Source organism: Bradyrhizobium sp. AZCC 2262, from assembly GCF_036924535.1.
GTDB lineage: Bacteria > Pseudomonadota > Alphaproteobacteria > Rhizobiales > Xanthobacteraceae > Bradyrhizobium.
On the sequence record NZ_JAZHRT010000001.1, the window covers coordinates 2,083,707 to 2,102,776 of the forward strand.

The 19,070-nt window shown below is 60.5% G+C and carries 17 protein-coding genes and 2 pseudogenes; 3 read left to right on the plus strand and 16 right to left on the minus strand.

All coding sequences use genetic code 11. The annotated features are described in order from the left end of the window. Positions 1-259 precede the first annotated feature (259 nt). Positions 260-1,375 (plus strand): hypothetical protein, encoded by a 1,116-nt coding sequence (locus tag V1283_RS09835; RefSeq protein WP_334386245.1) that lies wholly within the window; start codon positions 260-262, stop codon positions 1,373-1,375. Between the two features lie 143 nt (positions 1,376-1,518). On the opposite strand, the gene V1283_RS09840 is transcribed toward V1283_RS09835, so the two are convergent. From V1283_RS09840 to V1283_RS09860, 5 genes and pseudogenes are all read right to left on the minus strand, one after another. Then, positions 1,519-2,019: a nucleoside deaminase gene (locus tag V1283_RS09840; RefSeq protein WP_334386246.1), complete on the minus strand. Its 501-nt coding sequence runs from the start codon at positions 2,017-2,019 to the stop codon at positions 1,519-1,521. A 66-nt stretch (positions 2,020-2,085) separates the two neighbouring features. Then, positions 2,086-2,964, minus strand: coding sequence for an ABC transporter permease (locus V1283_RS09845; protein ID WP_334386247.1), 879 nt, complete (start codon positions 2,962-2,964; stop codon positions 2,086-2,088). 1 nt (position 2,965) lies between these two features. Beyond that, positions 2,966-3,829, minus strand: a pseudogene (locus V1283_RS09850) (ABC transporter permease); the annotation flags it as partial. 89 nt (positions 3,830-3,918) lie between these two features. Then, positions 3,919-5,211, minus strand: a complete 1,293-nt coding sequence (locus tag V1283_RS09855; protein ID WP_334386248.1) for an ABC transporter substrate-binding protein — start codon at positions 5,209-5,211, stop codon at positions 3,919-3,921. Between the two features lie 19 nt (positions 5,212-5,230). Beyond that, positions 5,231-6,265: an ABC transporter ATP-binding protein gene (locus V1283_RS09860; RefSeq protein WP_334386250.1), complete on the minus strand. Its 1,035-nt coding sequence runs from the start codon at positions 6,263-6,265 to the stop codon at positions 5,231-5,233. A 254-nt stretch (positions 6,266-6,519) separates the two neighbouring features. Here V1283_RS09860 and V1283_RS09865 point away from each other — a divergent pair, with 254 nt between their 5' ends. Next, entirely contained in the window at positions 6,520-7,653 is a 1,134-nt protein-coding gene (locus V1283_RS09865; protein WP_334386251.1) for a ring-opening amidohydrolase, read from the plus strand. A 78-nt stretch (positions 7,654-7,731) separates the two neighbouring features. On the opposite strand, the gene upp is transcribed toward V1283_RS09865, so the two are convergent. From upp to V1283_RS09900, 7 genes are all read right to left on the minus strand, one after another. Beyond that, entirely contained in the window at positions 7,732-8,367 is a 636-nt protein-coding gene (upp, locus tag V1283_RS09870; protein WP_334386252.1) for a uracil phosphoribosyltransferase, read from the minus strand. Between the two features lie 35 nt (positions 8,368-8,402). Further along, positions 8,403-9,935 carry an ABC transporter ATP-binding protein gene (locus tag V1283_RS09875; RefSeq protein ID WP_334386253.1) on the minus strand — a complete coding sequence of 511 codons (1,533 nt, stop codon included), beginning with the start codon at positions 9,933-9,935 and terminating at the stop codon, positions 8,403-8,405. After that, complete coding sequence (gene biuH, locus V1283_RS09880) at positions 9,932-10,615, minus strand: biuret amidohydrolase (protein ID WP_334386254.1); 684 nt, start codon at positions 10,613-10,615, stop codon at positions 9,932-9,934. Before biuH ends, V1283_RS09875 begins: the two co-directional genes overlap by 4 nt. Before the next feature lie 13 nt (positions 10,616-10,628). Beyond that, on the minus strand, positions 10,629-11,555 hold the full coding sequence (locus V1283_RS09885) for an ABC transporter permease (protein ID WP_334386256.1): 927 nt from the start codon (positions 11,553-11,555) through the stop codon (positions 10,629-10,631). Position 11,556: 1 nt separating this feature from the next. Next, entirely contained in the window at positions 11,557-12,666 is a 1,110-nt protein-coding gene (locus V1283_RS09890; RefSeq protein WP_334386257.1) for an ABC transporter permease, read from the minus strand. After that, a complete protein-coding gene (locus tag V1283_RS09895) occupies positions 12,663-13,775 on the minus strand; it encodes a BMP family ABC transporter substrate-binding protein (protein ID WP_334386258.1) in 1,113 nt (370 codons plus the stop codon). Before V1283_RS09895 ends, V1283_RS09890 begins: the two co-directional genes overlap by 4 nt. 379 nt (positions 13,776-14,154) lie before the next feature. Then, complete coding sequence (locus V1283_RS09900) at positions 14,155-15,171, minus strand: formamidase (RefSeq protein ID WP_334386259.1); 1,017 nt, start codon at positions 15,169-15,171, stop codon at positions 14,155-14,157. A gap of 438 nt (positions 15,172-15,609) precedes the next feature. On the opposite strand from V1283_RS09900, the pseudogene V1283_RS09905 reads away from it, so the two are divergent. Next, positions 15,610-15,717: pseudogene (locus V1283_RS09905) on the plus strand (TetR family transcriptional regulator); the annotation flags it as partial. Between the two features lie 22 nt (positions 15,718-15,739). Here V1283_RS09905 and V1283_RS09910 read toward each other — a convergent pair. The 4 genes from V1283_RS09910 to V1283_RS09925 are packed head-to-tail and all read right to left on the minus strand — an operon-like array spanning position 15,740 to position 19,060. Continuing rightward, positions 15,740-16,711 (minus strand): tripartite tricarboxylate transporter substrate-binding protein, encoded by a 972-nt coding sequence (locus V1283_RS09910; protein WP_334386260.1) that lies wholly within the window; start codon positions 16,709-16,711, stop codon positions 15,740-15,742. A 58-nt stretch (positions 16,712-16,769) separates the two neighbouring features. Next, positions 16,770-17,486 (minus strand): GntR family transcriptional regulator, encoded by a 717-nt coding sequence (locus tag V1283_RS09915; protein WP_334386261.1) that lies wholly within the window; start codon positions 17,484-17,486, stop codon positions 16,770-16,772. 28 nt (positions 17,487-17,514) lie between these two features. Further along, a complete protein-coding gene (locus tag V1283_RS09920; protein WP_334386262.1) occupies positions 17,515-18,255 on the minus strand; it encodes an SDR family oxidoreductase in 741 nt (246 codons plus the stop codon). Next, positions 18,248-19,060, minus strand: coding sequence for an SDR family NAD(P)-dependent oxidoreductase (locus V1283_RS09925; protein WP_334386264.1), 813 nt, complete (start codon positions 19,058-19,060; stop codon positions 18,248-18,250). The genes V1283_RS09920 and V1283_RS09925 overlap by 8 nt, the downstream gene beginning before the upstream one ends. Between the last annotated feature and the right edge of the window lie 10 nt (positions 19,061-19,070).

Consider the following 19,070-nt stretch of genomic DNA (forward strand, 5'->3'; position numbering starts at 1 on the left):
TGGGTTTGCCCTGCGCCCGATCGTCGCAGAAAGCCTGTGGACTCAGGCCTAAGTCGAAAAATCCGGTTCCACTGAAGGTTGTTTTGCTTGCTTCGCCAACCCGACGACCCCTTCCACAAAGCGCTGATACGCCGATTGTTCTTGATGAAACTTGCATCAAGCCATGGGGAAACTTGAGGCTTCTCACTTTATTCGATCAGCGCGAGGTTTGCTTCCAAGGGCCTCGATCATTCGATCGTCAACTTGGGGGTAATTGGGGATGTCTTGTCTACACCGAATCTTGGCAGCCGCGGCACTGTCACTTGCCATACTCACGCCTGCGGGCTTCGCCAGAGCGGCCGACGTGCCCGTGAAAGCCGCTAAGGCGGCCCCCGAACTTCCCTGGTTCCTCGTGATCGATAACCGGGTGACCTTCTCCTACATCTTCACCGCCTCACAGCCGGGCATGTTCTCGGTCAGTCCGAACGGCACGGTCAACGCCAAGACGGCGAAGCAGGTGTACTCCTTCACCCATTTCGACATCTGGCGGTACGGCCAGAACTTCTTCACGATCTCGCTCTACAAATCGGATCAAAACGATCCGGCCGCGCCCTGCATTAATGCCGGCATTTCCTCGGCCTTCCTGCCGGCCACCTGCGCCGGCGCCACCGAAATCTACGGCCTGTTCCGTTCGACGTTCGGATTCAATCAGATCTTCAACACCAAGGCCTTCACAATCGGGCCGCTGCAGAACATCTCGTTCGAAGTCGGCATGGATGCAAACACCGAGAACCGCTACTTCGGTGCCGCCAAGCGTGACGTCGTTGCCGGCCTGCAGTTCGAGTTCGCGCTGCCCTACAAGGGCTATATCAACGTTGCGCCCTTGATGTACTGGGAGTTCTCCAACCACAATTCCTTTGCCCAGTGCAACAGCGGCTTCTCCGGTCCGGTGCCGGGCGTGAGTTGCCTTCCCGACGGCAACACCTCGTACAAGCCGACGTGGGCGATTGAAACCAACTACTACATGGATCTCGGTTTCCTGCCGGAGAACATGCAGTACTTCTCGATCAGCGGTCGCGCCGGCTGGTACGGCAAGAAGGGTTCGGACACGCAGCCGCTTCCGGCGCTGGGTGCCGTGAACGGTGCCTACCCCACGGCCGTCGAGTTCAACTCGGAGCCGATCCGCCTGACCCTCGACGCTTCCAAGGCAATCTGGGGTCCGAAATGGTCCCACTACGTGGACGTCTGGGTCGCCTATCGCTACTGGCAGAACAAGTTCGGCCTCGATCACAACGCTCCGTCGGCCGCTTGCTCTGTGACAATCGGCGGCGTAACCCGTCCGAGCGGCGCCTGCACGGAGTCCTCGCTCTACTCCGGTATCACGGTGAAGTTCTGACCACCTGACTCGTTCCTCAGGTGCAAAGCGATGGCGCCGCGATGTTCCCCGCGGCGCCATCTTTGTTGTCTGACGGTGATTGATGCTGCAGCGCTTCGGCCCCATGCCGTCTCGAGGTATGAAGCCACCGGCCGGGCCGTCACCTATTTCGTCCACGCCCCGGCATGCACGGCCGCGGCCTCGTCCTCCAGCAGCGGTCCGACCACTTCGGTCGACCGCTGGCCGCTGGCAAAGACCTCGCGGCACGGCAAATCGAGCGTTGGATTTTCCGGGTGGTTGCCGGTTAGCTTCCGCAAGCGGTGTTCGCTGAGGCCGTAGACCAACCGGCCGATGCCGGCCCAGTAGATCGCGCCCGCACACATCGCGCAGGGCTCGGCGGACGAATAGAGCGTGGCGCTGCGCAGGATATTCGCGTCGATCGTGGTACAGGCCTGCGTCGCCAGCAGCCGTTCGGCATGCGCGGTGCCGTCATGGAAAGGCATGTAGCCGTTCTCGGCTTCGAGCAGCACCTTGCCGTTCTGGGTGACCAGGACAGCGCCGAAGGGATGATTGCCATGCGTCGTTGCACGGCGGGCCACGTCAAAGGATCGCCGCAGGAAATGCGCGTCGAACTCCGGCGGGCTGAGTGCTGAAAGGTTCGCCATCAATACGCTACTCGTGTCCGGCCATATGCCACCCGATCCCGGTCTGATTGGCCCATGAGGCTGGTTCTACACCATTCCCTTGCCGGCGTCCGACCCATGGCGCCGTTGTCGCGCCTGCAGCACAAGAATGACGATCAGCGCCGAGAAGATGACGAGAAAGGATACGGCGCTGGTCAACGTTCCAAGCGCATAGATATCCGGTTTCGTTACGGTCGTCGTCAGGCCCTGCAACTCGAGCGGCAAGGTGTTGACGGATCCGATCGCCTGGCTGGAGCGCGCGAGTTCGTCCCAGGACAAGGTAAAGCCGAACAGACCAATGCCCACGACGGACGGTAGTATGATTGGCAGCACCACATGGCGAAATGTCTGCCATGGTGTTGCACCGAGGTCGCGCGCTGCCTCTTCAAGCCGGCCATCGAAGCGGTTGAAAATCGCAAACATGATCAAAAGGCCAAACGGCAAGGTCCAGGTAAGGTGCGCACCAAGGCCTGAGGTAAAAAGCCCCATTGCCGTCGTCCAGCCCTCGGCGCCGCTTTTGATGATGAAATCATCGAGCAACCGGAATTCCAGCGCGATGCCGAGCGAAGTGATGATCGACGGCATGATCAGACTTGCGATGGCGACATAAAACAGGAAGGTCGCGCCGCGGAACGATTTGCGAAAGGCCATGCCGGCCGAAACCGAAAGCACGACCGTCAGGATCATGACGACGAGGCCGAGCTTGAGCGACCGCTTGAAGGCCGCGCCGATGTCGACGATGCCGGCCCCGGCGAACACCTTGTTGAACCAAACCAGCGAAACGCCGTTCATTGGAAAGGTCAGGCCGCCGTCGGGGCCCTGGAACGAGAGGATGTAGATCGCAATCATCGGTCCGTAAAGGAACAGCACATAGGCAGCGAAGAACGCTGCCAGAACATAAAAGGATCTCGACCGCTTGTCGCCCATCTCACAGCTCCTTGCGGATATCGACGATCCGCGTCAGCGCCGAAATGATCATGATCGTGATACCGAGCAGGATGACCGCGTTGGCTGCGGCTGCCGGAAATTGCAATGCATTGAGGCGCGACTCGATGATCTTGCCAGCGGAAGCGATTTGTTGGCCGCCCATCACGCCGATCGTGACAAAATCACCCATGACGATCGTGATCACGAAAATTGAACCAATCACGATCCCCGGTTTTGCCAGGGGAATGATGATATTGACCAGGGTCTGCCACCCGGTGGCTCCGGCATCATAGGCGGCTTCGATCAGCCGCTTGTCGATCCGGATCATTGAATTGAAGATCGGCACCACCATGAAAAATGTGAAGAGGTGAACGAGGGCCAGGACCACGGAAAACTCGGAGAACAGCAGCCATTCGAGCGGCTGCTGGATCAGCCCCGCGCCTTGAAGGCCCTTGTTCACCAGTCCATTGCGGCCGAGAAGCGGAATCCAGGCAATCATGCGGATCACATTCGAGGTCCAGAACGGAATGGTGCAAAGCAGGGAGAGCACGATCTGCCAGGTCTTGGATCGGACGTGGAACGCGAGAAAATAGGCAACGGTGAAACCGATCAGAAGCGTCAGGACCCAGGTCAACAGACACAGTTTCAAGGTCTTCAGATAGGTTTTCAGGATCGTGCACAGGCCCGGCAGCTCGGCGACGCATCCCTCGAACGTATCGGTGTAGCCGCGCAGACTAAAGGCGGGGAGCATCTCATATTCATTGTAGTCCCACGCGCTAACGATCGTCACAAATACCAGCGGCAACAGAAAAAACAGCACGAAGATCAGCATCATTGGCGCAGCCTGGAGCCACGCGACGAAGGATTTGCGGTCTTGAACCATCGAAAGGTCGATCTCTATCAAACCGGAGCGGGACTAGCCGGCGCGTTGGCCCGGCTAGTCCCTGGATGTCATCAAGCGGCGATGAATTCATTCCACTTGCGCACCATGTAATCGTTCTCGTCCATGACGGCGTTCCAGCAGGCAACGCCGCCCATGCGGTCGTCATAGGATCCTCCGTCACGCTTGGCGCCGGCCTTCTCGAGAATGGTGCCGTCGGGCGCCTTGATATCGCCGACAGCGGCCTTGCCTTCCATCCAGTAACCCCATTCGTCCGCCGTCATGTTGGCCTTGGCGGTGGACAGGACAGCCGAATAATAGCCTTGGCGGTTGAGATAGGCGCCTGCCCAGCCCGACAGATACCAGTTCACGAACTCATAGGCCCAGTCGAGCTTGGGTCCCGAAACCGCCTTCGACACGCAGAACCCCGAGGCCCACGAGCGATAGCCTTCTTTGAGCGGTTGGAACGTGCAGGCGATTCCCATTGAGCGCACCTTGGTGACCGCGGGCGACCACATTGACTGGATGACGGTCTCGCCTGATGCCATCAGGTTGACGGATTCGTTGAAATCCTTCCAGAAGGCGCGGAACTGACCGGCCTTCTTGGCTTCCGTCATGATCTTCATGGTCAGATCAATCTCGGCCTTGGTCATGTTGCCCTTGTCGACATACTTATGCTGGCCGGTGGCCTCCACCACCATCGCGGCATCCATGATGCCGATCGACGGGATGTTGAGAATCGACGCCTTGCCCTTGAATTCGGGATTGAGCAGTTCACTCCAGGAAGAAATCGGCCGCTTGATCAGATCCGGCCGAATGCCGAGCGTATCGGCATTGTAGACCGTCGGGATCAGCGTCACGAATTCGGTTGGAGTGGTCGAAAATTTCTTGGAATTGGCCCCCTCGAGGTAAAGCACCTTCCACGGCGCGGTGCCCTGGTCGCCGATCTTCTTGCCGTTGGGCAACTGACCCTTGGTGAAAACCGGGGTGATATTGTCGAATTGCTTGATCTTCTTGCTATCGAGCGCAAAAATATTGCCCGATGGCACCAGCTTCTTGAGCGAGAAATATTCGGTATCGAGCACGTCGAACGAATTCGGCTGGGTGATGACACGCTTGGTCACATCGTCGGTCGTTACGGTGATGTACTCGATTTTGATGCCGGTATCTGCCAGGCATTTCTTCGATATCTCGTCTCCCGCGTTCACCGCGGTCCCGAGGTAACGCAAGACTTTCGGTTCGGCCGAGTGGACATAGGGAAAGCCGGTGATGGCGCCCGAACCTGCCGCGAGGCCCACCACTCCAGCCGCGCCCCTAAGCATAGCGCGGCGGTTGATGCCATTATTGAATTTCGAAGATTTGCTCATGATAATTCTCCCTAAGGTGTCAAGCCGCCTTTTCAGGTGACGGGACAGTTACAGAACTGCTTGTCTTCAGTGGGCTTGCCTGCGCCGGGTCCCAAGTGGCGAGAACGCGTTCGCCGACGGCGTAGCTGGTCGCGTCAAACTGGATGTCGGTGAGTTGGGCCGAGATATCGGCTCCGTCGTCGGCGACGATGGCGATGCGGATATAGGTCCCCTGGTATTCGACTTCGCTGACGGTTCCTGCCATCGACGGACCGTTAACGGCGTCGTCCGGTCTTTTCAGCTTGAGGCGATCTTCGCGAACGGCAAAAGTCTCGTCGCCGATGGCGATGACGTTGTGGCCGCCGATGAATTTCGCCGTGAACTCTGTCCGGGGGTGATTGAAGATTTCGCGCGGCGAACCCTGCTGTTCGATCCGGCCGCCGTTCATCAGAACCACGATATCCGCCAGCGCCATCGCCTCGTCCTGGCCGTGCGTCACGTGGATGAAGGAAATCCCAAGCTCGCGCTGCAGCTTTTTCAACTCGGCTCTCATCCGCAGCCGCAGAAACGGATCGAGCGCCGAAAGGGGCTCGTCCAGGAGCAGGATCTGAGGAGAGGTAATCAGGGCGCGTGCGAGCGCCACGCGTTGCTGCTGGCCTCCGGAAAGCTGCGCAGGCAGTCTTGCCGCATAGGCCTGCATATCGACGAGTTCCAACAGCTTTTTGGCCTCGGCATGGCGCTCGGCTTTGACAATGCCCTTCATCTTCAAGGCAAAGGCAACGTTGTCGATGACGGAAAGATGCGGGAACAGGGCATAAGACTGAAACATCATCGCGGTGTTTCGTTCGGCCGGCGGCAGGTCCGTTACATTCTTCGGCCCGACAAGGATGTCGCCGGATGTCGCCGATTCATGACCGGCCACCATGCGCAACGTGGATGTTTTGCCGCAGCCGGACGGCCCAAGCAGGCAACAATAGGAGCCGGCGGGAATCTTGAGATTGATGGCGTCAACGGCGGTTACGGCGCCGTACTTCTTCGTCAATTGCACTAGTTCGAGCGCCGCCGTGGTCGTCATCCCTACCATTCCGCATTATCTTGCCGAGGGCACCGGGTAACCTTGGCTCCCGGAACACCTTTCGGAATTGAATGCAACAGATGTGCCAAAAATTGCGACAGATAAGACAAAAAGTGGGCAATCGGGAATGTTCATGAAGGCGACCGTGTTCGCCAATCCAGGTCAGAGAGGCAGAGCGATCAGTTGGCGGCGCCGGTAGCCGTTACGGCTTGCCATATCCTTTCGTCGGCCCGAAGATGTCCAAGGGAAAGAGCATGCGCACAACATCGGTCAACGTCGTTCGCATTGCCACCAAGGGCCCCGGTGATGTCTCCGGTCTGCTGAGCCTGATCGAGCAAGGCAAAATCGATCCAAAGTCGATCGTCGCGATACTGGGCAAAACCGAAGGCAATGGCGGCGTCAACGATTTCACGCGAGAATACGCCGTTTCCGCGCTCAGCGCTGCCTTGGCGCCTTATGTCGATCTGCCACCGCATCGCGTGGAGCAGCGGATCGCGTTCGTGATGTCGGGTGGTACGGAAGGCGTGCTTAGTCCGCACATCACCGTCTTCACGCGTGACGCTGCCAATCGCGGTTCCGAAGACATTTCCGGGAAACGCCTCAGCATTGGGATGGCGCACACGCGGGATTTTTTGCCCGAGGAGATCGGGCGCGGCGTGCAGATCAGGGAAACGGCAAGGGCGGTGGCCGCCGCCATGGCCGAAGCTGCCATTACCGATCCGCAGGACGTCCATTTTGTGCAGATCAAGTGTCCGCTTTTGACCAGTGACCGCGTCGAAGCGGCAGCTGCCCGTGGGAATAAGACCGTTACAAACAGCGCTTACGGTTCGATGGCTTATTCGCGCGGGGCATCGGCGCTGGGAGTAGCGGTCGCCCTTGGCGAGATCGAGGGCGAGATTGACGACGAGCACATCCTTCGGCGGTTCGATCTGTTTTCGTCGGTAGCGTCCACGTCGGCCGGCATCGAGCTGATGCACAATGTGGTCATTGTCCTGGGCAATTCGACGTCGTCGGCCGCACCGTTCGAGATCGGACACGCCGTGATGCGCGACGCCATTGATTCCACGGCCGTGATCAATGCGTTGAAAAGCGTGGGACTGCACATCGAAGACGGCTCTGAGCCGCCGATGGCGAGCCGCCAACTTGTCAATATCTTTGCCAAGGCGGAAGCCTCGCCAAACGGTAGCGTCCGCGGATTTCGTCACATCATGCTTGAGGATACGGACATCAGCTCAACCCGGCACGCCCGCGCTGCCGTCGGCGGATTGATCAGCGGTTTGTCGGGAACCGGCGCCGTCTATGTTTCCGGCGGGGCCGAACATCAGGGTCCGCCTGGCGGCGGACCCGTAGCCGCAATCGCCCGGCTATCAACAAATGATTCCGACTGAAGATTGGGTTTCTCTTGCAATAGGGAGCGGTCAATTTCGCTTTACGGTCGCTTAAGAGCGAAAGCAACGCCGCACACCCTACTTGGTGCCGAACATTCTGTCTCCGGCATCGCCCAAGCCGGGTACGATATAGCCGTGATCATTCAGTCTCTCGTCGATAGCAGCGGTCCAGATCGGGACGTCGGGACACTCACTCTGAAATCGGGCAATTCCTTCGGGGGCAGCGAGCAAGCAGACGAACCGAATGTCTCGGGCACCTCGCGATTTGAGCAGGCTGACCGCGGCGCAAGCTGAATTTCCTGTCGCAAGCATTGGATCCAATAGGATCACGATGCGATCCGACAGGTCCTGTGGCGCCTTGAAGAAGTATTCAACGGCTTGAAGCGTTTTCGGATCCCGGTAGAGGCCGATATGCGCGATGCGCGCTGACGGAATGAGCGCGAGCATGCCGTCGAGAAACCCGACGCCCGCCCGCAATATCGGAGCGAGTGTTAGTTTCTTGCCCGCGATTTTCGGCGCCTTCATCGGAGCGAGCGGCGTATCGATGTCGACCATTTCCAAAAGCAAGTCCCGGGTGACCTCATAGCAGAGGAGCATGCCTATCTCGTTCAGAAGCTCGCGAAAGCCCTTGGTCGAGCGACCCTTGTCGCGCATCAGCGAGAGCTTGTGCTGGACCAAGGGATGGTTGACGAGGTTTACGGTTTTGGCAGTCATAAGATCGCTTTATAATTGACCATCGGCACTGACCGTCAATGCCCCGCCATGTGTCGCCCGATTTCGGTGAGATTGGCTTCGCTGGCGCGGGCTTCGTGGACGAACTCACCGTGAAACATGACGACCAGGCGGTCGGATAGTTCGAGCAGTTCGTCGAGGTCCTCGCTGACCAGCAGCACCGCGGCGCCGCGGTTGCGTGCGGCCATGATCTCGGCATGGATCTGGGCCACCGCAGCGAAATCCAGCCCGAAACAGGGATTGGCGGCGATCAGCACCTCGACCTCGCCGCCCAGCTCCCGCGCCAATACCGCCCGCTGCACGTTGCCGCCCGAGAGTGCCGAGATGGGCGTGTCTGGGGTGCGGGTCTTGATCTTGTATAGCCCGATCTTGCGTTCGGCATCCTTGCGGAAGGCCGACCGGTTGAGCCACCAGCCGCTTTTGGCAAACGGCGCGCGGTCGAATTCGCGGAACGCGATGTTATCGGCGACGCTCATGCCGCCGACGCAGGCGTTTTTCAGCGGCTCCTCGGGCAACAAAGACATCTTGTGCCGGCGCATCTCCTCGCGGCTCGCATGATAGAGATCGCCGCGGATGCGGATCTCGCCGCTTTCGGCCTCGCGCTGGCCGGCCAGCACCTCGACCAGTTGCCGCTGGCCGTTGCCGGAGACGCCGGCAATGCCGACGATTTCGCCGCCGCGCACGGTGAGCGATACGCCGTGGACGGCGAGGGCACCGGCATCGTCGAGGGCGGTGAGCTTGCTCAGCTCCAGTCTCGCTTCGCCGACTTTGCCAACCCGCGGCGGCTGGACCGTCAACTGCTCGGCGCCGATCATGGTGCGGGCCATGTCGTCGGGCGTGAGTTCTGCGACCTTGCCGCCCCCGGCCAGCTTGCCTCGGCGCAGGATGGTCACCTCATCGGCAAACGCCATCACCTCGCGGAATTTGTGCGTGATCATCAGGATGGTGAGATCGCCCGCCACGACCATGGCGCGCAGCATGCCCAGCACCTCGTCGGCTTCGCCCGGCGTCAGCACGGAAGTCGGCTCGTCGAGGATGAGAAAGCGCCGCTTCAGGTAGAGCTGCTTGAGGATCTCGCATTTCTGCCGCTCGCCGGCTGAAATGTCGGAGACTTTGGCGTCTAGCGGCACCTTGAACGGCATCCGCGATAAGAACGCTGCGAGCGCCTTCTTCTCCTTGGCCCAATCCACCACGGCCGGCACGTCATCGCGCGCCAGCACCAGGTTTTCAGCGACCGTCATTGCCGGCACCAGCGTGAAGTGCTGGTAGACCATGCCGAGCCCCAGCGCATGCGCGTCCTTGGGGTTGGCGATCGCCTGCTCGCGACCGCCGACCAGAATGTCGCCCTCGGTCGGGTGGTAATAACCCATGATGCATTTCACCAGCGTGCTCTTGCCGGCGCCGTTCTCGCCCAGCAGCGCGTGGAAAGAGCCGGGACGAACCTTGAGTTCGACATTGTCGAGCGCGATAAAATCGCCGAAGCGCATGGTCATCGCGATTGCGTCGACGCCGAGCGCGCCACTGGGCAGCGGTGTTTCGCCGATGATCACGAGAGCGCTCCGATCAACGCCGTCGAGGTCGCAACCGCGCCGAACACGCCGCCCTGCATCTTGATCATTTTCAGCGCGTGGTCGTGGTTGCTCTTGTCGGTTGCGGCACAGCAATCCTCGATGAGGACGCATTCGAAGCCGCGATCGTTGGCTTCCCGCATCGTGGTATGGACGCAGACGTCGGTGGTGATACCGGTCAGCACGATGTTCTCGATGCCGCGCAGCCGCAGCATCAGCTCGAGGTCGGTGGCGCAGAACGAGCCCTTGCCGGGCTTGTCGATGATGGGCTCACCGGGGAGCGGCGCCAGATCCGGAATGATCTCCCAGCCGGGTTCGCCGCGCACCAGCACGCGGCCGCACGGGCCGGGGTCACCGATGCCGGCGCCGATCTGCCGCGAGCGCCATTGCTTGTTGGCGGGCAGGTCGGTGAGGTCGGGGCGATGACCCTCGCGGGTGTGGATGATGTGAAAGCCTTGCGCGCGCATCGCCGCGAGCAGCTTCTTGATCGGCTCGATCGGGGCGCGGGTCAGCGAAAGGTCATAGCCCATCTTGTCGACATATCCGCCGACACCGCAGAAATCGGTCTGCATGTCGATGATGATCAGCGCGGTGTTTTCCGGACGCAGGTCGCCATTATAGGGCCACGCATAGGGTTCGGATGAGATATAGCGCTCGGGCATGGCTCGCTCTCGCTTAGCGGGTGATGGACAGTTCGGCCGGCGCGCCGGTCAGCGTGCGTTTCGGCGAACAGGTGATGATCATGATCGCCAGCGTCAGGATGTAGGGCGCGGCGTTGAACAGATGATAGCCGGAGGTGACGCCGACCGATTGCAACGCGGGTCCAAGGGCTGCGGCACCGCCAAAGGCCAATGATGCCCACAGGCACAGCATCGGGTCCCAGCGCGCGAAGATCACCAGCGCTACCGCCGTGATGCCCTGACCGCTGGAGAGACCCTCGTTCCAGCTGCCGGGATAGAACAGCGACAGGAACGAACCGCCGATGCCGGCGAGAAACCCGCCGATCATGGTCGCGCGCAGGCGGATCCAGAGCACGGAATAGCCCATCGCCCGCGCCGCATCCGAACTTTCGCCGGCGGTGCGGATCAAGAGACCCCAGCGCGTGGTCTTGAACGCCCAGAACAATATTGGCGCGATGGCGACGCCAATCAGGAACAGCACGTTGATCCGCAACGCCGCGCGGACCTGGGGAATATCGCTCCACCAGCCGAAATCGATCGCCGGCAATCGTGGCGCGGTCGGCTCGATCAGCGGCTTGCCGAGATAGAACGCCAGACCTGTTCCAAACAGCATCAGCGCGATGCCGACGGCGATGTCGTTGACCCGCGGCAGCGAACAAATACCGGCATGCAATGCGCCGAACAGCGCGCCGGTGATCCCCGCAGCAAGTACGCCGAGCCAGGGAGAACCGGAGAGATAGGAGATGCCATAGGCGCTCATCGCACCCATCACCAGCGTGCCTTCAAGACCGAGATTGATGCGGCCGGAGCGTTCGGTGATGCATTCACCAAGACTCACGAACAGAAACGGCGTGGAGACGCGGATGGCGCCGCCGAATACGGCGAGTGGAACGGTCCAGAGCCCGATCGATCCATCCGCCATGTCAGGATTTTCCTTTCAGGAAGCCGATCCGGCCGTACAGCGCGTCGCTGGCGAGCACGAACACGAAGATGATGCCCTGCAGCACCAGCACGGAGGCATCGGGCAGGCCGAGCCGGCGCTGCAGCAGGCCGCCGCTGGCGCTGATGCCGCCGAGCAGGATCGCGACGGGAATGACGGCCAGCGGATTGTGCCGCGCCAGGAAGGCGACGAGGATGCCGGTAAAACCATAGCCGGCCGCGAGATTGGCGTTGGTACGGCCCTGCACGGCGGCGACTTCGATCATGCCGGCCAGGCCCGCAGCGCCACCTGCGAGAAAGCAGATCGTCAGGATCAATTTGCTGACGCCGAGGCCTACGATTTTCGCGGCGCGGATGTTGCCGCCGGCTACGCGCGCGGCGAAGCCGAACACGGTGTGATAGATCAGGATGTAGGACGCAAGCGCCGCGACCAGGCCGAACACCAGCCCCCAATGCACGTCAGTGCCGGGAATGCTGCCGATCATGTTGGCCGCGCCGATTTCGCGGGTCGACGGTTTGTTGAGGCTGGCGGGATCGCGCATCAAGCCCTCGACCAGATGATTGAGGATCGCAAGGCCAATATAGACCAGCAGCAAGCTCGAGATCGTTTCGTTGACGCCGCGATATTGCCGGAGCGCCCCCGATAGTGTGATCCAGAGACCGCCACCGATCACGCCGGCGCAGACCATCGCCGCCTGCACGATCAGCGGCGGTGCCCACGGCATCGCCAGCGCCACAGAAGTCGCCGACAGCGCGCCGATCAGCAGCGCGCCTTCGCCACCGATGATCACCATGCCGAGTTGCGCCGGCAAGGCCGTACACAGCGCCGTCAAGATCAGAGGTGCCGCGCGTGTCAACGTGTTCTGCCAGGAGAACCAGGTCCCGAACGCGCCCTGGTACATGTAAAAATAAAGATCGAGCGGGTTCTTGCCGAACAGTGCCACGAATATGCCGAACACCGCGAGGGCGCCGACCAGCGCCGCGCCTGGTATCAGGATGTATTCGATGGTCGCACCGTAGCGTTGGAGGAAGCCGGCATCGGCGGCCGGAGCAACTCCGACCGCCTCCACCGGATCCGCCGCGTCAGTGGTCACGAAGTCGCTCCAATCACGCCCTCGACCAGATAGTCCATCTTCTCGAGTTCAGGATCCTTCTGGCCGCGATCGGTGCCGGCGGTGATCACCGCCTTGCCCTTATTATCCATGATCGGGCCCTTGAAGATGGTGTAGCCCTCTGCGGACAGGAACTTTGCCTTGACCTCGTCGGCGTGTTTGCGTGCTTCGGCCGAGACCGCCTCGCCATAGGGCGAGCATTTCACGATCTCTTCCTTCAGGCCGCCGCGATAGAAGTTCGGAATCGCTTCGCCAGCCGCGATCATCTTGACGAACTTCGGATAAAGCGCCTCCCAGTTCCACTCCGCGCCGGTGAGGTAAGCCTTCGGGGCGAGCGGCGACTGGTTGACGTGATAGCCGCAGACCATCGCGCCGCGGCGCGCGGCGTTCTCGACCATGGTCTTCGGGCCGTCGACATGACAGGTGAGAACATCGACGCCCTGGTCGATCAGGCTGTTGGTGGCTTCGGCTTCCTTGACCGGCATCGACCAGTCGCCGGTGAAGATCACTTGTGTCGTCGCCTTCGGGTTGGCGAGCCTGGCGCCCAGGGTGAAGGCGTTGATATTGCGCAGCACCTGCGGGATCGGCTTGGCCGCAACGAAGCCGAGTTTGCTGGTCTTGCTGGTGTAGCCGGCAACAATGCCTGAAATATATTGGGCTTCGTCGATATAGCCAAAATAGCTGCCGGCGTTCGTCGGATCCTTGTCGCTCCACAAGCCGCCGCAATGTTCGAAGCGCAGCTTCGAAAACTTCTTCGCCATCTTGATTACATGCGGGTTGTAGTATCCGAACGAGGTCGGGAACAGCAGTGACGCGCCGTCGAGATTGATCATCGACTCGATCGTCTTTTCGACGGCGTCGGTTTCCGGCACTTTCTCTTCTTCAACGACCTTGAGGCCGGGCATTTTCTTCAGGGCCGCGGCGCCCTGGGCATGAGCCTGGTTGTAGCCATAGTCGTCACGAGAACCGACATAGATGAAACCGATGGTGGCGTCGGCCGCTGCGGCGGAACGTACGCCGAGGGCTGATCCGAGCGTCAGTGCGGCGCTTCCCTGCAGGATATGCCGCCGAGAAATCTTTCCAAAATCCATGGATCGCTCCTTTGGCGGACATGCCGCCGCTGAATTAGCGGCCGCGCCGATACGGCGAAGCTCGGAGTTCCATGTCGCAATCTTCGTGCCAGAGCCCTTCTCATGATCATATGCGTGTAATATGTTGAATTATTTGATATATTTGAAATTACCGGCCTCGGTTGAAAACTTGTGCAGCGAGGGTGTTGCCTAATAAATAATCTACATTCTCGTATTGTATGCAATGGAGTTAAGCAATTCCTAAGCCCGGGTTGGAGGAAAATCGGCGGCGGATCGCCCGCAACCTGGCATCGAAAACGATGCGGGGGCTAATCGTTTGAACGCCGGTGCCACGATCCTTCATTCACGCGAGTGGGCTCAGGCGGAAGGCGGGCCTGGGTCACTCGGCTGCCTTGGCGCTCTTTGGTCCGAACAATCGCGTGGGCACTGGAAAGCCACACGATGTGCCGTCAGTCACCTTGACCTGGTCTTCCCACGGCAAGCGGAATGTGCCGGCCACCATGTCCTGCATGAAGGTATAGGGGCAATCCATCGCGCCGCCCTTCACTGCAACGTAACCGCGGTGCCAGAGTTGATAGATGTTGTTTTCGACGCCCCAGTGAATCCGTGCTTCGCGCACGAGATCAGGACGGACCTCGGCGGTGATGATCTCGTCGGCACGTCCTGTCGTGCCATGGGCAATGATGCTGCCGTCGAAATTCACGATCATACCTTCGCCCATGGAATCGAATGAGCCATCCGATCCGCACATGCAGACATTGGCCGTGACCATCAGATTCTGAAAAGCATTGGCCTGATTGGTGAAGCGCCAGCTTTCGCGTATCGGCGCGGTGTAGCCGGCGGTGCGGATCATGATCTCCGCGCCCTTGTAAGCACACTCACGCGCCATCTCCGGGAACATGCCGTCACGACAGACGATCAGCGCGATCTTGGCGCCCTTTGGGCCTTCGATCACGGGGATGCCGATGTCACCGGGCTCCCATGGCTCAACCGGAATCCACGGATGGAGCTTTCGATAGTACAGCTTGATCTCGCCGTGGTCGTCGATGATCAGGCCGGAATTATAGGGATTGCCACCCGGGTTGAACTCCATGATGGAGAAACAACCCCAGATCTTGTTGTCAATACAGGCCTTGCTGAATGCCGCCACTTCCGGGCCGTCGAGCCTGCACATGATTTCAGGATTGGTATCCATCGACAGGCCTTGCAGGGAATATTCCGGAAACACAACGAGGTCCATGGTGCCGAGGTTTCTCCGCGCCTTGCCGACCATGTAAACGATACGCTCGGTCTGACGCGCCAGGTCGGCCTTGGTCACCACCACGGGCAACTGCAGCTGAACCAGTCCGATGACAATGCCTTCGGGCGATTTGTTGAGGCCGCCAAGTCCGTTCATGTATCCCTCCTTGCCATTCTTGGCCCGGATATCGTCGCGCGATAGGCCAAGCGCTTTTCCGGATTCGACAACGCTGGAGTTAGCAACAACCGTGCCAGCCATCCGCTCGCTGCGCAAATCGAACGCAAAAAAATCGCTCGGCAAAAAGCCAAGATGCCCGTCACGAGAGCTGCGCACAGCGTGACTGGTTAAGCTCGAGCGGATAGGACTACTCCACCTCTTCATGCGGTTATCCCGCCGCATCTACGCCTGCGGGCACAAGGAACCTGGTCAAGCAGGAGGTGTGCAGAGCTGCGGTTGGCTGGACCTAGCTCAAACTTCCCCATGATGGACTGGACCGAGAGTTCAAGTTTTTCAATTGGTTAGAAGGGGCGTGGGCACGATGTGCGCACCGGGAGATCAAAGAGAATATAGAGACGCCCCAACTTGAGCAGGCTCATCAGCGTGTCCGATGTGATGAAGCGCGCGGGTCTCACGCATGGCGGCTTCTACGCCTATTTCGAATCGCGCGAAGCCGTGATGATCGAAGCGTTCACCACGGCGATGCGGTGCTGCGAGCGGGTCCGCTTTATTGCGCAGTAATGCCGGCATCCTTGATGATCCGACCCCATCGGTCGATTTCACTCTTGAGGAGGGCTTCGAGCGCCGTTGGCGTCGCGCGTTCCTGCTCGACGGGAGCCATGCTGAGTTCGGCGAAGCGGTTGACCAAGGGAGGGTCCTTCAGCGCTTTTTGCAGGGCGTCGACGAGCGCGTCCACGATCGGCTTCGGCGTATCGCGTGGTGCGTACAGCCCGTACCAGGTCGTGACGTCAAACTTCGGCACTCCGGCTTCCGCCGAAGTCGGCACGTTCGGCAAGGTCGGTACCCGTTTTTTGCTGGTGATGGCGTAACCCGGGATGGTGCCGGCCTGAATATAGGGCGTCGGCCCGGTGGCGGGATCGCAATAGACGTCGATGTGACCGGCGATGATATCGTTCAGTGCGGGGCCGCCACCCTTGTAGTAGATCGGCGTGAGCTTGGCTTCGATGGCGCTCATGAACATCAGCCCGCACAGATGCGACGCGGAGCCGAGGCCGACATTGCCATAAGTAACCTTGTCGCCCTGCGTGCGGACATGGGCGACCAGTTCCTTCAGGTCCTTGGCTGGAAAGTTCGCCCGCGCCACCAGGATCATGGGCACGTCGGTGACGAGGCCAATGGGCGCAAAGTCGTCAACGGGGTCGAACGGCAGCTTCGCATAGAGCGCGGGTGCGGTCGCCTGGCCGACATGCATCAGCAGCAAGGTGTAGCCGTCGGGCGCGGCTTTGGCGACGCGATTGGTACCGAGGGTGCCGCCGGCGCCGACGATGTTTTCTATGACGATCGCCTGCTTCAGCGTCGCACTCATCGATGTCCCGAGCAGGCGGGCAATTACGTCGCCTGGGCCGCCGGCCGAGAAGGGAACGACCATCGTGATCGGCCGGCTCGGGAATTCCTGGGCGAATGCCGGCAGTACGGGCGACAGCAACAGCATCAGAAAAACGCGCTTTACAAACTTCATGGCAAGTTCCTATCGACCTTATGGCCCTTTGAAACGGCTTGATCGAAATAACGTTGGGTCATTCATCCGCGGCCGCCTTTTCGTTCGACGCGGATGATTGCTCGATCATGCTGAGCGCGGCCACCGCCGCCGCCTTGATATGATCGACGCAGCATTGCTCGGCGAGATCAGGATCGCCGCTCTGAATTGCGCGCCAGATCGCGGTCACCTCGCGCAGGCTCTTGTTGATGCGCTTCGGCTGCGACATCGAGGTAATTCGCAACAGCGTGATCCGGTCGTGCAGCGGCCTGAGCATTCGTTCGATGAAGGCGTTCTGACAGCCGCCGATCAGCGCGGCGTAGAACTCCGTCTTGGCCTCAAGGGCCGTCATGAGGTCGCCATCGGCGAATGCGGCTTTCAATTTGACGAGTGCGTCACCGATCCGGCGAACGACGGCGGGATCGTGCAGGCGTGCACATTCGCGTCCGGCAAATCCCTCGAGAACGGCGCGTGCTGCGTAGAGCTGCTTTGCCTCCTCGAGACTGATAGTGCTGACGACGGGACCGCGATGGGGGACCGTGTTGACCAGGCCGTCGGCCTCCAGCAGCCGAAGCGCCTCGCGGATCGACGGACGGCTCACGCCGGTCATCTCGCAAAGTTCGCGTTCGATCAGGCGCTGGCCTGGCTTCAGGGTCCCGGACATGATCGCTTCACGCAGCTTTTGGGCGACCATCGACCGGACGGTCGGAACGTCCTCGATCCGGAGCGTGGATTGCAATTCACCGCGTTTGTCCATTGTCTACCGCCTTGGTATCGGCATTGGTTCAATAGCGATTTACGGGCAGAATCATCATCTCCGCAATCTGAACATGCGGCGGCTGGTCCAACGCAAAGACGATCGACCGGGCAATATCGGCCGGATCGAGCGCCATCTTGAACTGGTCGAAATAGTCCTTTTCCTTCTCCCGGTCGCCGCGATAGCGGGTGAGGATGATGTTGGTTCTGGTCAGGCCGGGCTGCATCTCGGTCACCCGGATCGCGGTTTCCGTAAGCTCTCCCCGGAGCGTTTCGGTAAACATGTGCACGCCCGCCTTGCTGGCGCTGTAGGCCGCCATATCAGGGACGATGCGTACGGCGTTGATCGAGCTGATATTGACGATGTGGCCTGCGTTACGTCTGACCATGTCGGGCAGAAGGCTACGGGTCACCCGCATCAGCCCGATCAGATTGGTCTGTATGATCCCGGACCAATCGTCCGCCGCGCCGGCATCGAAGCGCGTCCGGCCGCCGATGTCGTGACCGGCATTGTTGACGAGGATGTCGATCGGCTTGAAGGCGTCGGGGATGAGGTCGGGCAGGCGGTCCACGGCCTTGGCGTCGGTAATATCGAGTTCGATCGGGAACGTCTTGTCGCCCATTTCGGCGGCGAATTCACGAAGCGAAGCCGGATCGCGGTCGGCCAGCACGACCCGCCGTCCGCTTTCGACCAGCGCTTTCGTAATGGCACGGCCCATGCCACCGGCGGCGCCGGTCACGACGGCATTTCGGTTCGATGCTTCAGTCATTGTGTATCTCCAGTGGTGGGCGGCCGATAACGCTCATGCGATGGACCAGCCCCCATCGATCGGCAGCGTTGCGCCCGTGATATCCTGCGCGGCCGCTGCACAGGAAGGCCGCCATCGCGCCGACGCCTTCCATGGCGACAAATCGTCCGGTCGGCTGACGCGTCGCCAGATAGTCGCTTGTGGCCTCGTCGATGCTGCGATCTTCGCCGGCCGCGATCCCTGCGATTTTTCCCAGAATGGCCGGCGTCGGCAGCGTGCCCGGGCACAGCGCGTTGCAGGTAATTCCGCTCTTCGTGGTTTCGATTGCGACCGCACGGGTCATGCCGACGATGGCGGTCTTGGTGGTCACGTAATCGATGCGGTCCGCTACCGCGCGGGTCGAATAGATTGAGGCCATGTTGATGATGCGGCCCCAGCGTCGCTCTTTCATCGCGGGCAATGCGAGACGGATCAGGTGGAACGGAGCCGACAGATTGACGGCGAGCGCTTCGTCCCATCGTTCCGGGGGGAAGTTTTCGACCGAAGAAAAATGCCGGACCACCGCATTGTTCACCAATATGTCGACCGCACCGATGCGGCCGAGCAGGCCGGCCATCATGGCTTCTAGGGCGGCGCGCTGCGACAGGTCGGCCGCAACGCTGACCACCTCGATGCCGAATTGCGCGTGAAGACGATCTCGCGTCTGCACCGGTTCGTTCAGATCGTGCAGGACAATGTTGGCTCCCGCGCCGGCAAGGCTTTCGGCCACGGCCAGGCCCAGGCCCGCCGTTGCCCCGGTCACGAGAGCCCATTTGCCGTTCAACATCGCTTTGGGC